The organism is Sphingobium bisphenolivorans (assembly GCF_000412635.1).
GTDB classification, from domain to species: domain Bacteria; phylum Pseudomonadota; class Alphaproteobacteria; order Sphingomonadales; family Sphingomonadaceae; genus Sphingobium; species Sphingobium bisphenolivorans.
In genome coordinates, this window is sequence record NZ_ASTG01000016.1 from 78524 (window position 1) to 91914 (window position 13391).

The 13391-nt window shown below is 62.3% G+C and carries 13 protein-coding genes; 5 read left to right on the forward strand and 8 right to left on the reverse strand.

Annotated elements, in window-relative coordinates:
* Positions 1-28 precede the first annotated feature (28 nt).
* From L858_RS0112530 to L858_RS20050, 3 genes are read right to left on the reverse strand one after another with little or no spacing between them, the layout of a single operon-like run.
* Entirely contained in the window at positions 29-334 is a 306-nt protein-coding gene (locus L858_RS0112530; protein WP_022683497.1) for a hypothetical protein, read from the reverse strand.
* Positions 331-1530, reverse strand: coding sequence for a SorA family sulfite dehydrogenase catalytic subunit (sorA, locus tag L858_RS0112535; protein WP_022683498.1), 1200 nt, complete (start codon positions 1528-1530; stop codon positions 331-333). Before sorA ends, L858_RS0112530 begins: the two co-directional genes overlap by 4 nt.
* Positions 1531-1571: 41 nt before the next feature.
* Complete coding sequence (locus tag L858_RS20050; RefSeq protein ID WP_022683499.1) at positions 1572-2570, reverse strand: LysR substrate-binding domain-containing protein; 999 nt, start codon at positions 2568-2570, stop codon at positions 1572-1574.
* Between the two features lie 382 nt (positions 2571-2952).
* Here L858_RS20050 and L858_RS0112545 point away from each other — a divergent pair, with 382 nt between their 5' ends.
* Both L858_RS0112545 and L858_RS0112550 read left to right on the forward strand, forming a co-directional pair.
* On the forward strand, positions 2953-3438 hold the full coding sequence (locus L858_RS0112545; protein WP_022683500.1) for a cytochrome c: 486 nt from the start codon (positions 2953-2955) through the stop codon (positions 3436-3438).
* A gap of 161 nt (positions 3439-3599) precedes the next feature.
* A complete protein-coding gene (locus tag L858_RS0112550) occupies positions 3600-4274 on the forward strand; it encodes a peroxiredoxin-like family protein (protein ID WP_022683501.1) in 675 nt (224 codons plus the stop codon).
* 57 nt (positions 4275-4331) lie between these two features.
* Here L858_RS0112550 and L858_RS0112555 read toward each other — a convergent pair whose 3' ends face one another.
* Positions 4332-5666 (reverse strand): LLM class flavin-dependent oxidoreductase, encoded by a 1335-nt coding sequence (locus tag L858_RS0112555; RefSeq protein ID WP_022683502.1) that lies wholly within the window; start codon positions 5664-5666, stop codon positions 4332-4334.
* A gap of 236 nt (positions 5667-5902) precedes the next feature.
* On the opposite strand from L858_RS0112555, the gene L858_RS0112560 reads away from it, so the two are divergent.
* Entirely contained in the window at positions 5903-6769 is an 867-nt protein-coding gene (locus tag L858_RS0112560; protein WP_022683503.1) for a TauD/TfdA dioxygenase family protein, read from the forward strand.
* 251 nt (positions 6770-7020) lie between these two features.
* Positions 7021-9561: a TonB-dependent receptor plug domain-containing protein gene (locus tag L858_RS0112565; RefSeq protein WP_022683504.1), complete on the forward strand. Its 2541-nt coding sequence runs from the start codon at positions 7021-7023 to the stop codon at positions 9559-9561.
* On the opposite strand, the gene L858_RS0112570 is transcribed toward L858_RS0112565, so the two are convergent.
* The gene (locus tag L858_RS0112570; RefSeq protein WP_022683505.1) at positions 9562-9756 is read right to left on the reverse strand and encodes a hypothetical protein; all 195 of its coding nucleotides are present in this window, start codon (positions 9754-9756) and stop codon (positions 9562-9564) included.
* Positions 9757-9972: 216 nt separating this feature from the next.
* On the opposite strand from L858_RS0112570, the gene L858_RS0112575 reads away from it, so the two are divergent.
* The gene (locus L858_RS0112575) at positions 9973-10743 is read left to right on the forward strand and encodes an SDR family NAD(P)-dependent oxidoreductase (RefSeq protein ID WP_022683506.1); all 771 of its coding nucleotides are present in this window, start codon (positions 9973-9975) and stop codon (positions 10741-10743) included.
* A 4-nt stretch (positions 10744-10747) separates the two neighbouring features.
* Here the strand turns inward: L858_RS0112575 and L858_RS0112580 are convergent, their stop codons facing one another.
* The 3 genes from L858_RS0112580 to L858_RS0112590 all read right to left on the reverse strand — a co-directional run bounded on the left by L858_RS0112580 (position 10748) and on the right by L858_RS0112590 (position 13270).
* Complete coding sequence (locus L858_RS0112580) at positions 10748-11485, reverse strand: SDR family NAD(P)-dependent oxidoreductase (RefSeq protein WP_238564967.1); 738 nt, start codon at positions 11483-11485, stop codon at positions 10748-10750.
* Positions 11482-12777, reverse strand: coding sequence for a family 1 glycosylhydrolase (locus L858_RS0112585; protein WP_028056079.1), 1296 nt, complete (start codon positions 12775-12777; stop codon positions 11482-11484). The genes L858_RS0112580 and L858_RS0112585 overlap by 4 nt, the downstream gene beginning before the upstream one ends.
* 184 nt (positions 12778-12961) lie before the next feature.
* Complete coding sequence (locus tag L858_RS0112590; RefSeq protein ID WP_022683509.1) at positions 12962-13270, reverse strand: hypothetical protein; 309 nt, start codon at positions 13268-13270, stop codon at positions 12962-12964.
* Positions 13271-13391: the final 121 nt, after the last annotated feature.

Here is a 13391-nt window from a genome sequence, read left to right on the forward strand (position 1 = left end):
CCCATAATCTAAATGGCAGGAACGGGGGTCAGCCCTGCGTCTGCAGGGCTGCGGTGAGGGCATCCAGGTCGGCAGGGTCGATGGGCGCGCCATAGACATTGATCATCTTGATGACGGCATCTCGCCAGAATTGCGAGCCTTTGCCCTTTGGCTGGCTCGTAATGTAATCGAGCGAATGACAGCCCATGCAGTTGTTGACGATGACCTCCCCCTGCGGCCCTGCAAGGGCGGCGGGCACGCTGTCAGCCGGCAATGTGTATTCGCGCGGCCGGGCGGTCGGAGCGGCGGCAAGGAGGCCTGAAGCCAGGAGAAGCAGGACGGGTCTGCGGCTCATGCTGCGCGCACCTTGATGCTTTCGACGACATTGCGCATGTAGCCGGCGGGTTGCCAGCGCGGCGAGACGGGCTGGGTTTCGCCGTCATGCCCGATCGCCCGGACCTTGACGTCATGCTCGCCGGCGGCGAGCCTCTCCGTGATCGTCCATTCCCGAAAGGAATAGCGACCGAGATCCTCACCAAGGCGCGCCTCCTTCCAGCTGGCGCCATCGTCGATCGACAGTTCGACGCGGGCGATGCCGCTGCCGCCGTTGAACGCGATGCCGCGGAAAGCCGTCGGGGCGCCGGCACGCACGGTATCGCCATCCTCGTGGCTCGTCACGAAGGAGCGGATGTTGAAGCGGCCGATGGGCTTCGTCTTGTCCGGCTTTTGCCCCGGTGTCACGCAATTGCAGTCATTGTCGGGGATGCGATAGGCGGTCTTCATCCAATAGCCGTCATATTGGGCGTCGACGACATTGATCTCATGCAGATGCTTGATCCAGTAGGTGCCGTAGTAGCCAGGCACGACGAGGCGCAGCGGATAGCCGTTGAGGAAGGGCAGATCTGCGTCGTTCATCGCCCAGGCGACCATCACTTCTCCATCGCGCGCATGATCGATGTCGAGCGCCTTCACGAAGTCGGGGATGCTGTCGACCGGCGGCGTGTCGAGTCCGTTGAAGGTCACCTGTCGCGCGCCCTCTCTCACGCCAGCCCGGTCGAGCAGCGCCTTCAGCGGCACACCGAACCAACGGGCATTGCCCATCGCCCCATTGCCGAGCTGTCCGCCGCCCACCCGCGGATCGGAGAAGCCACGGCTGTTGCCGGAGCATTGGTTGACGGCGACGATCTCCTGACGCGGGAAATCGCGCTTGAGCGCAGCGAGCGAAAGCGACAGCGGCTTGCCCACATGGCCGCCGATGCTGAGGCGGAACCGGGCGGGATCGATGGTCGTCGGCAACCCGGACACATGATAACGCACGAAGAAGGCGTCATTGGGCGTGAGCAGCCCGTGGTTGAAGATGTCGAACGGCGTTTCCAGCTGCGGCGGGCGCGTGGTCAGTCCAATGAGCGGGCGCTTCTGCGGCAGCTGCACCAGGGGCCGCTCCCCATTGTCGAAGGGCAGGCGCACCGTCGCCGCGCGCGCCAGGTCAGGCGCGCCCGCGAACATGCCCGCCGCGGCGGTGACGAATTGCCGTCTGTTGATGCTGTTCATGGTCGTTTCACTCGGAGCAGAGGATAGAAGAATAGACGAGCTCAGGCGCAAAGTCGTTCGCCGTGCAGATCGGCGCGCTCGGCGAAGCTCAGCAGCGGCACGGCACGCTCCAGGGCCGGCCGCCGCTTGGCGCCCGACAATATCGCTGCGTCCAGATGGGGAGCCAGCATTTCCATCAGCTCATAGGCATAGTTGCGCAGCAGCGAGCCCTTGAGCGTCGCGATCTTGGTGACGCTGGGTTCAAAGAAGCGGTTCGAGCCGGAGAGCACGGTCAGCGAGTCGCCTGGTCCGTTGCTCACCGCCAATTGCGAGACGATGCCCACGCCCATGCCCAGTCGCACATAGGTCTTGATCACATCGGCATCCATCGCCGTCAGCCGGATGTCGGGCTCTATCCCCGCCTGCTCATAGGCGTCGGTGATCTGTGAGCGGCCCGAAAATTCCGGATTATAGGTGATGATCGGATAGCGGGCGGTATCGGCGAGAGACACTTGTTCCGCCTGCGCGAGCGGGTGATTGGACGGCACGATCACGACATGCTCCCAGCTGAAGCACGGATAGGTCTGAAGCTCGGGATAATCGTCCACCGCTTCGGTTGCGATGCCGATGTCAGCCTCCCCCCGCAGCACCTGTTCGACGACGTAGCGGGGCGTGCCCTGGCGCAGCTCGATTTCCACCTCCGGAAAGCGCTCGCTGAAGCGCAGCAGCACGGGCGGAAGGACGTAATTCGCCTGGTTATGGGTGGTAGCGACGACCAGCCGGCCTTTGTCCTCCTGCACGAACTGTTCGGACAGGCGCTTCAGATTGTCGGCCTGGTTGAGCAGCTTGTCGATCAGTTGAGCCGCGTTTTCGCCTGCCTTGGTAAGGCCGGTCAGCCGCTTCCCGCGCCGGACGAAGATGTCGACCTTCAGCTCGGCTTCCAGTTCCTTGATTTGTTTGCTCACGCCCGACTGCGACGTGGAGAGCCGGTTGGCGACCTCCGTGAGGTTGAGATTGTGCTGAATCGCGGTTCGGACATAGCGGAGTTGCTGGAAGTTCACACCGTCCTCCGCGTCCAGGCGAGTTGGTGCAGGCCTAATGCCCGGAAACGATGCTCCCGTTGATGCTTCACGCTTTTTCCCCTGTTGCGCATCTTCAAGCATCCACGGCAGGGTAGCTTTGTAACTCAACTTATCTGATTGAGAAACTTTGCGTTGACAAGCGTTTGTGCATGCCGGGGAAAAGCGAGGTCCATTGCGGGCATGCTGAGATAAAACGCTGCTTTTCATGATCTTAGGTCTAGGCTGCGTCTCCTAGGAGCAGCCGACGCAGCTCTCCTTTAGGCCCTGTGAGAATATCTAATGTCGGTATCCTTGGTTTGATCGGTGTCGTCTCGCTCTAAAAGGCCGCGCGACAATTGACTGAGATCAGGATCGAACAAAGATGAAGATTGCGCTCGCCCTACTATTCGGAGCGCTGGCCTGTCTTGCAGGCGCCAACGCGCTCGCGGGTGCCTCGCTCAATGATCAGTCGGAACTGCAGATAAAGGAATTCATGGGCCATGTCATGCAGCGCAACGCCGAGCAGATATGGCAGTGGACGGCCGAGGAAACCGACCTGCAGGGCGAACGGTCCGGCAAACCCGTCACCGATGAGGACTGGGAAAATGCTGAAAGCGACGCGCTGACGTTGCAGCAGCTAAGCTATGGGCTGGAACATTCGGCCTATGGCATCCCCGATGTGGAATGGGACAGGCATCTGGCATCCTTCAGGGCGGCCGCCAGCGCCAGCGCGGAAGCTGCCGAGCGTAAGGACTATCCCGCGCTTCAGAAGGCGGGCGACCGGATCAACGAACAATGTGTTGCATGCCATCTGACGTTCAAGCCGGAGATCGAGGCGCCGCCACCGCCGCTGCCCGATGGCTTCTGAGCAGAGTGGAGCGGCTGTTGCCCGGCTCTGACGCATGACAAGGCGCAACATCGGATGATGCGCCACCTATGATCATTCTTCGGGCGTCGCAGGGCAACTCTCATTGGCGCCAGCCGCCCGCCGGCGCCAGATAGGAGGCCCCCTGCCCGAAGGAGAAGATCATGGCGACCATAGCCGGCGACACGCTCAAGGCCCGTTACGCGGCTTTGCAGGCGGAGCGCGAACAGAGCTGGACCGCCGCCCAGCTAGAGGGCAATATTCACCAGCGCCAGCTTCTATCGCAGCGGTTCGACCCTGCCGCCGTTGCGCAGCCGGGTGTGGTTCTGCCGCCCCTATCCTTTGCAAATGTAGAGGGGGGTACGGTGTCGCTCGGCGAGATCACCGCGCCGGGACACGCGCTGATCGCGTTTTTCCGCTATGCGGGATGCCCGGCCGACAATATCGCACTGCCTTATTATGCGCGGGCATTGGCTCCCGGCCTTACCGAACGGGGTATAGGCTTCCTGGCGCTCAGTCCCCAGCCAGCCCATCTGCTGAAGGCGATCAAAGAGCGGCATGCTCTTCCCTTCGCCATTGCGACCGACACCGACAACCACCTGGCACGGCTGCTGGGGATCGCCTTCCAGCCGGACGAGCGGCCTAGCCCGCCGCCTGCCGGATGGATCGGCGAAACCGCCGGCACGAACAGCTGGGAACTGCCGCAGCCCTCCTTCCTTTTGCTGGACAGCGGCCGCATCGTGCGCTGGCTGCATGTTAGCCCCGATTGGCTCGACCGGCCGGAGGCGGACGCCATATTGGGCCGCATCGATCTTGAGATCGGCGAAACCAGGCTTTGACGCGTTGAAGATGGGGAGGCGGGCGCCTCCCCTCCCTACGGGTTCAACTCAGCAGGATCAGGCTGCGCTCTTTTCAGAAGTCCGGCTGTAGCGGTTGTCCGGCCGGGGAAGCCCGAGATGTTCGCGGAACGTCGTTCCATCATAATCGGTGCGAAACAGACCGCGCGCCTGAAGGATCGGGATCACCTTGTCCACGAACAGGTCGAGCTGGCCCGGCAGCGGCTCGAATATGACGAAGCCGTCGGCAGCGCCGCTTTCGAACCATGCCTGAAGCCGATCGGCCACTGTTTCTGGCGATCCGACAAAAGCGCCGCGCGGAGTCGCGAGCCGCTCGGCCACTTGGCGCAAGGTCAGATTTTCCTCCCGTACTTGCTTTAAAATCCGCAGCGTGCCGCTTTGCTGGCTGTTGAGGCCGATATGTTCGACATCGGGGAAGGGCGCGTCCAGATCATATTGGCGGAAGTCATGATCGTTGAAGGTGCGTGAGAGGAAGCCAAGGCCGGTTTCGATCGATTCCAGTGCCGCGACTTCCCGATATCGGGCTTCCGCATCTTCATCGGTTTCTCCGACGATGGGCGAGATGCCGGGCAGAATGAACAATTGGTCTGCGTCGCGGCCAAAACCCCTCGCGCGCGCCTTTACATCGGCATAATAGGCGCGGCCCGCTTCCGCATCATCGGCATGGGTGAAGATGACTTCCGCACGTTTCGCCGCGAAGTTCCGTCCATCGTCGGAGGCTCCTGCCTGGAAGATGACGGGCTGGCCTTGCGGTGTGCGCTTTATGTTGAGCGGGCCCCGCACCTGGAAGAATTCCCCCTTGTGATCGAGCCGATGCAGCCGTTGCGGATCGACGAACCGGCCGCTTTTCTTGTCGCCGACATGGGCGCCTTCCTCCCAACTGTCCCACAGCCCCTGCACCACGTCCAGATATTCACCGGCGATGCGATAGCGGACGGCATGCGGCGGATGTTCGGTCTTGCTGAAGTTCGCCGCCGTGTCGCCCAGCCAGGATGTAACGATGTTCCAGCCGGCACGGCCGCCGCTGAGGTGATCCAGCGAGGCGAACTGGCGCGCGACGTTGAACGGTTCGGAATAGCTGACGGTCAAGGTGGCTACCAGGCCGATGCGGGACGTCGTGGCCGCCAGCGCGGACAGGATCGTGATCGGTTCGAAACGGTTGAGATAATGCGGGCTCGACTTTTCCGTGATCGATAGGCTGTCGGCGACGAACAGGAAATCGAACTTTCCGCGTTCTGCGGTAGCGGCCTGCTTCTGATAATGGGCAAGGCTGGTGCTGGCATTGACGTCGCGGTCCGGATGGCGCCAGTCGTTCCAGGTGCGGCCGACGCCGTGCAGGATGAAGCCAAGCTTGATGTGGCGTGGTTGGGGCATGATGTTCTCACTGATAAAGGTTGGTTGCCGGTGATAGCGGCGGCGGTATGGACAGACCAACGCGCATCGACCGATCTTCTATGACTTGATCAAATAGAAGAGGGCGGCGGATCATCTGGTCGCTACTATGGGCAGGACTGATAGGATGGTGACAAATATTCATGAGATTCGGCGGCCCGGCCGCCTTAATCCTGCGGCATGACTCTACAAGGAGTCTGGCCCAAAGGAGTGTGAATATGTCCACCGCTACAGCCCACAGCATCACGCAAAATGACTTCAATGAGCTAGACCTGCGGCCCTTGCAGCCGACCGTCGGCGCGGAAATTCACGGGATCGATATCGGCAAGCCGATCACGCCCGCGCAGCGCGACGCAATCCGGGCGGCGGTGCTGAAATATAAGGTCGTCTTCTTTCGCGACCAGCAGCTGGACAATGAGAGCCATGCAGCCTTCGCCCGCCAGTTCGGGCCGCTCTACACCCACCCCAGCACGGCGCACGACCCCAAGATCACGCCCATTCACAACATCGCCGCCCGCGACAATGCGCGTTTCGACAAGCGCTACGCGCAGCCGATCCGGCCGGGCGAGGCTTATCACAGCGACACGAGCTGGCGGCTTGTCCCGACCTGGGGAGCGGTGTTGCGCGCAGTCGACCTGCCGCCAGTTGGCGGCGATACCGTCTGGGTGGACGCGCATCTCGCCTATGAGGGGCTTTCCGACGCGGTGAAGGAGCGGCTTGAGGGCTTGCACGTCACCCATGATTATCGCGCCGCGCTCAATGCCGATGGCCATGATTACCCGATCGTCGCCCATCCGGTCGTGCGCACCCATCGCGAGACGGGGGAGAAGATCCTCTGGGTCAACCTGACGCAGAACCCGCAGATATTGGGGGTGGAGCTTTCGGAGAGCCGGGGCCTGATCGATGAGGTCCTGCTGCAATATAAGCGGCCTGAATTTCAGGTTCGCTTCTCCTGGAAGCCGGGATCGGTCGCCTTCTGGGACAATCGTGCGGCGGTTCATTATGCGGTGCGCAACTATGGGGATTATCCGCGCCTGCTGCATCGCGTTCTGATTGCCGACGAGCCGCTCTACGCGGACCTGTGACCCTGACTGCGAACGCGTTTCCCATTGACGCGGGAGGAGACTACGGCCTCCTCCCGTTAATTCTTTGGCTCCAGCGGATCGTCTCTGCCAATAATCGTGCCTACCGGATGCAATGTTATCACGCATTCGAATATGCTTATGAGAACATCTTATTAAAGTTAAATTCAAGTTGGATACAGTTTAATTCACTTAGCCAGAATAAACTCACCCGATAACTCTTGTCCCGACACATTTTGATCGGGGAAGAATCTATGTCCGTTTCGCTCTGGCCGCGCCTGTCTGTTTCCGCCGCCGTTCTTGCAATTGGGATCGTCGGCGCGGCGACATCGCAGGCTGCCGCCAATGATGCCGCCGCCGTCCTGCCCGACGACGCAGCCGCGGACAGCGCCGCCATCGTGGTGACGGGCGTGCGCGGTGCCCGAGCCCGAACCGTTGCGGACAGCCCTGTTCCGATAGACGTCATCGACACGCGCGAGTTGCAAGCCACCGGGCGGGTCGGGCTGAAGGAGATTCTGGGCAATATCGTGCCGTCGCTGACCGTGCCGGCTTTGAGCGGGGGCGGCACCTCATCCGGCGCGAAGCCGATCGCGATCCGGGGCCTCAGCGGTGATTATGTGCTGGTGCTGGTGAACGGTAAGCGGCGTCACACAAGTTCGCTGATCAACAATCTTTCCCGCATCTCGGGCGGCAGCACGCCGGTCGACATCGACCTTCTGCCCGCCAATGCGGTCGGCCGGGTCGAGGTGCTGCGCGACGGGGCGGCGGCTCAATATGGGTCGGACGCGATTTCCGGCGTCATCAACTTCATCCTGGACGCAGCGCCGGAAGGGGGCGAGTTCACGACCACCGCAGGTAGCCTTTATGAGAAGGGCGGCGAACTGGTCCAGCAAGCGGTCAGTTATGGCACCCGGCTGGGGCCGGACGGCGGCTTCATCCGTTTCGCGGTGGAGGGCAAGTTTCACGACCGCGCCGATCCATCGGGTGCGATCGTGCCTGGTTCGGTCGATCTCTATCCTCGGCTGGCCGATGGTTCGCGCGATCCGCGCGAGGCGACGATCGATCGTAACCGCGCGGGCAATTATGGCCGCACCAACCGCGACTATATCGTCAATGGAAGCTATAATGCGGAACTGCCGATAGGCGAGGACACGACGCTCTACAGCTTCTCGACGCTCAGCTATCGCGATATCAAGGACGGGCGCGGGCAGTTCAACGCCAATAATGTGAATTCGCTGCCAGAACTCTACCCCAATGGCTTTCTTGCCAAGCGCCGTATCTGGGAAACGGATTTTCAGATCACGGGTGGTCTGCGCACGACATTCGCGGGGCTTGACGTCGATTTCAGCAGCAGCTTCGGCCGCGATCATGTGAAACTGGGCGCGGTCAATACGCTGAACCCGTCGCTGGGGCCGAGCAGCAAGACCAGCTTCTTCATGGGCAAGCAGATTTCCAGCCTGTGGGTCAACAATATCGATTTCAGCCGGACCTTCGACATCGGCCTTGCCGAACCGCTGACGCTGGCCTTCGGCGTCGAGCATCGCTGGGAGCGGTTCCAGAACAAGGCGGGCGAGCCGGACAGCTATCGCGACGGCGGCTATGTCATTCCGCGTGGAACGACCCCCTTCCAACTGGCCTATGGCGGCCAGCGCCCCGCCGCGAGCCTGGTGTCCTTCACCGGCACGACGGCCGCCGACGCCTTCGTCCTGACGCGCAACAACTTCGCCGGCTATGTCGATATCGGCGCGAATATCACCCCCGCCTGGTTCGTCGGTGTCGCAGGGCGGGCTGAACATTATACCGATAGTTCGGGCGACACGGTCAGCGGCAAAATCTCGACTCGCTATGAGTTGTTCCCCGGCTTCGCCCTGCGCGGCGGCGTCAACACCGGCTTTCGCGCGCCGTCGCTGGCGCAGCAGGGCTTCTCCACATCCCAGAATACCGGCATCGTCCTCAATGGCGACTATGTCACCCAATTGGTGAAGTTCCTCGCACCCAATGATCCGATCGCTGGATATTTCGGCGCCAAGCCGCTGACCCCGGAAAAGTCCTTGAACTTTACCGGCGGGGCGACCTTCGAAAGCGGCGCCTTCCGCCTGACTCTCGATGCCTATCAGATTCGTATCAAGGACAGGATCGTCAAGACGGAAATCCTGAACAGCGCGGAGGCGCGGGCGATCCTGACCAGCCCGGAGGTAACGGCCATTCTTGCTCAGCGAGGGGTGCCGGGGATCAGCAGCGCACAATTCTTCATCAATGGGGTAGATACGCGGACGCGAGGGGTCGACCTGGTCGGTGAATATACGCTGCGGACGGCGAGCCTGGGTGAGCTCAAGCTCAACGCCGCCTATAGTTACAACAAGACGAAATTGCTGCGCGTGGCAGAAAACCCTGGCAATCTGACCAACACCCTGCTGTTCGGGCGGCAGGCGAGGGCCGACCTCGTCCGTGCCACTCCGCGCGACAAGCTGGTCCTCAGCGGAGACTGGTCGATCGGCCCCGTGCGGAGCCTGCTGCGCGTGACGCGGTTTGGCCATTATACCGAAACGGGCAGCAGCCAGACATCGACAGCGGACGATCGGACGTTCGGCGCAAAATGGGTGACCGATCTGGATGTGTCGGCGCAGCTGACCCCCGCTGTCAACCTGGCGGTCGGTGCGAACAATCTGTTCGACGTCTACCCGGACGCGATCGGCATCACGCAGGCCAGCACCGGGGGTGGCCTCTACGGCAGTTTCGCGCCCTTCGGCCTTAGCGGCGGGTTTTACTATGCTCGGCTGGGGGTGAAATTCTGATCACTCATCGTCCGGATCGAAGCTGAGAGCATCTTCCTCATCGCGGTCGAGCTGGTCGTCGAGGGCCTCGGCGATCAGGTCGAGTTGTTCGTAGCTGGCGGTCAGTTCGATGGCGGGCTGATCCCCCGCCTCGAAGGTGAGGATATATTCGTCGCCTTCGCGAGCGATGCTGAAGCCGGAAATTTGCGTCGGCATAAGGATTCTCCCGGGCGGTTCTGGATGAGTTCGGCGGTTCAAAGCGGGTAAGGGATGACGGTCCGGTTAGTTCCCGCTTTTCGGGTCGAGTCCGGCACGGGAAGGTGAAATATCTCGGGTCGATGCGGCCGGGCTCATGTGGCTGCGGCTGAAGCAGCCTTTCGGGGCGTGGAGCGTTACGGGGGCAGAATGGATCAAGCGAAAGGCAGGCGGAGCATGGCCCGCATCTTCATCACCGGCAGCACGGAGGGTCTGGGCCGTGCCGCAGCCGAAGCGCTGATGAGCCAAGGTCATGAGGTGGTGCTCCACGCGCGCTCGAAGGAGCGCGTCTCGGCGGTTTCGGATATCGCGGAACGGTCGGCCGGGCTGGCGGTGGGCGATCTGTCCAGCGGGAGCGAGGTTCGCGCCGTTGCCGATCAGGTCAATGCGCTGGGGCGGATGGACGCGATTATCCACAATGCGGGGATATACAGCACGGCGGAGCGGGGATCGACCCCGGAGGGGCACGCCACGATCTTCGCGGTGAACAGTCTGGCGCCTTATATGCTGACCGCATTGATCGAGCGCCCAGCGCGGCTCGTTTACATGAGCAGCGGCCTGCATCGGGGAGGCGAGGGATCGCTGCCCGATCTTGATTGGACAGTGCGGCGCTGGGATGCGGGGAAGGCCTATGCGGAAAGCAAGTTGCAGGCCGTGGCGCTCGCCTTTGCGCTGGCGCGCCGCTGGCCCGATGTGTTGTGCAGCGCGGTCGATCCCGGCTGGGTGCGCACGCGGATGGGCGGATCGAGCGCGCCTGTCGATATCGACACCGGGCAGCGGACGCAGAGCTGGCTCGCCGCTACTGAGGAACCGGCAGGTCTGATCAGCGGCCGATACTGGCACAATCTTCGGACGGAGGAGCCGGCGGAAGAGGCCGCCGACGTCGAGTTTCAGGATCGGCTGCTGGAACGGTTTGCCGAGATCACAGGGATCGGGCTGCCGGGCTGATCCCTCAAAGCCGGGCGAGGCGGCCGCCGTCCACCGCCAGCGACGCGCCTGTGATGAAGGCTGCGTCGTCGCTCGCCAGAAAGGCGACGGCGGCGGCGATATTGGCCGGCGTGCCTACATCGCGCTTGTCGATCGTCTCGGCGCCTGACTTGACGTTCGGATTGTTCCACAACATCGGCGTATCGATGGCGCCCGGCAGCACCGCATTGGCACGGATCGCCACGTCGCGCCCCTCGATCGCGGTGCTGCGGGTAAGCGAGAGCATGGCCGCCTTGGCCGCTGCATAAGGGGCGGCATTGGCGCTGGTTTCCATGGCATGGACGCTCGCGATGTTGACGATCGCGCCGCCTTTGCTGCCGAAATGGAGAAAGGCCTGTTTGGTGAAGAAGGCCGCCCCGAGCAGGTCGACGCGCAGCACCTTCATCCAGTCGTCGCCGGACCATTCCGCCAGCGTCTTGAAGGACATGAGTCCTGCATTGTTGACGATGATGTCGAGCCTGCCGAACCGGTCGAGTGCCGCCTGGACGCAAGCCGCCACCTGATCCTCCGCGCCGACGTCGCAGCCGAAGCCGAGCGCTGCGCCGCCCATCTTGCCCGCCGTGGCCTGGGCGGCGGCGCTGTCGAGATCGGCAATGAGGGCGGCCGCGCCCTCGGCACGGAGGCGCGCGGCGATGGCGGCGCCGATCCCGCCCGCCCCGCCCGTGATGATCGCGACGCGGTCCTTGAAACGCGCTTCCATCATCCATCCTCCTGCACGGCCGGCGAGGTGGCCGGCGTCCTGATCATCCGCTTGGCGCGGGCGCGCTGCTCGGCCGCGAAATTGCGGTCGGCGTCGCTGGGCAGCACCACCGGCACGGTCAGGCATAGGCTCTGCGTCGGAAGGACATCGCGCCATTGCTGGATCAACCGCTTATAGGCTTCACCCACCGGGCGGATCTTGCGGTCGAGATCGTAGAGGCCGAGCGGATTGACGTTGCCGCGCTTCTCGCGAAGGGCGCTGTCCCAGTCGACCTGATCGGTCAGTGAATACCAGGTGAAGCCAACGATCGGCACGCCATCGTTGCGGACGCGCAGGACGTTGGCCCATTGCTTCCACAACCAATCGACCGCTTCGGTGCCGAGCGGGCCCTGCGACAGGTTGGTTTCGGTGTGCATCACCGGCAGATGATAGCGCTGATGATATTGGCGGGTGATCTCGCTATAGCCGAATATCTCGCCTGATGCTCGGGTCCGGCCGTCTTCCGATACCCGGTGTTCGTTGGTCACATAATAGTCATTGCCCATGATGCAATGCTGTTTCAGGCGGTTGTCGAGGAAGAAATGATATTCCTCCCGTGTCATGCCGTTATCCATCAGATATTCGTACATTTCCGAATCCAGGCGGCGGCCGTAATTGAGATCGAGCGAGAGGAAGCGCTGCGAGTTCATGAGCTCGGCAGGGCGAATAGCCGCTGGGGATTCCGCATGAAAATATTCGGAAGATTCGCTCTGAATGAAGATGGCGTCGGCTCGCACTTCCAATATCCGGCGCATCGCACAGACATTGGCGCGGACCAGATGCTTGAGCGCGGTCACAAACGCCCGGTCGTCGCTCAGTTGCTCGTTCCACCAGCCATAGCGCGCCGAGAAGGTCGCGCAGATATACATTTCATTGACTGGCGTGTAGAGTTGCACCCAAGGGTAGCGCTCGGCGAAGCGGCCGGCATAGATCGCGAACTGATCGGGAAAGTCGGGGTTCTGAAAATTCCCCACCCAGTCCGGCACGCCGAAGTGGCAGAGATCGACAATCGGCACGAGGTCCAGCCGCTGGAGTTCCGCGAAACTCTTGTCGGCAAAGTCCCAGTCATATTTATCCGGGCCAAGCCAGGTCAGGTGAATGGGCGGGCCGTAGCGTAGATAGCCGATGCCCATATCCCTGACGAGCGCGAAATCCTCCTGCCAGCGGTCATAATGGCCGCAGCTTTCCATTTCATCGACCCGCGTCCGGCCATTGTCGATGGTCGGTACGCTGTTTTCGACACCGGTCGCGAACATGAAGGTAGCGATGACCTGTCTCCCTTGCGCTGGCCTCAATCAGGGAAAGCGATCCAGGCTTTGCATTGATCCGCAACACCACCGTTCGGGCTGAGCCTGTCGAAGCCTGCGCGCGTCCTTCGAGAGGCTCAGGACGAACGGATGTTCGGACGGGTCATGATCGACCCCATTGTTGTTCCCGCGCTCATGAGACGGTCACGTCGGCGGCCCCAGCCTCCCGGAACGCCTCCCTCACGGCGTCGCTTTCATCTTCGTTCATGTCGACGGAGACGAGCAATTCGCCCTCATAGGCGGCGCCCCGAGCGTCCGTGCTCTCTCCCGGATGGCCGCTTTCCACATCGGCACCGGCAGGCTGCGCGCCGGAGCTATTCTGCTGGCCAGCGGGCTCGATGAAGATGTCCGTGCGCTCGATCCCATATTCCTGAACCAGATGCTCGACCGCCAGTTCCACTTCGCGGCGGCTGGGGAATAGAGCCTTGATCGTCCTTGCCATAGATGCCTCCGATTGCAGGGGGAGAGCGCAGCAAGGCGGGCAAAGTTCCCGTCATTCTCCCCACAAGGTGACAGGTCCGATCGGACCTGACGGACCCAGCGGGGCGTCGGGGCGATAGGTG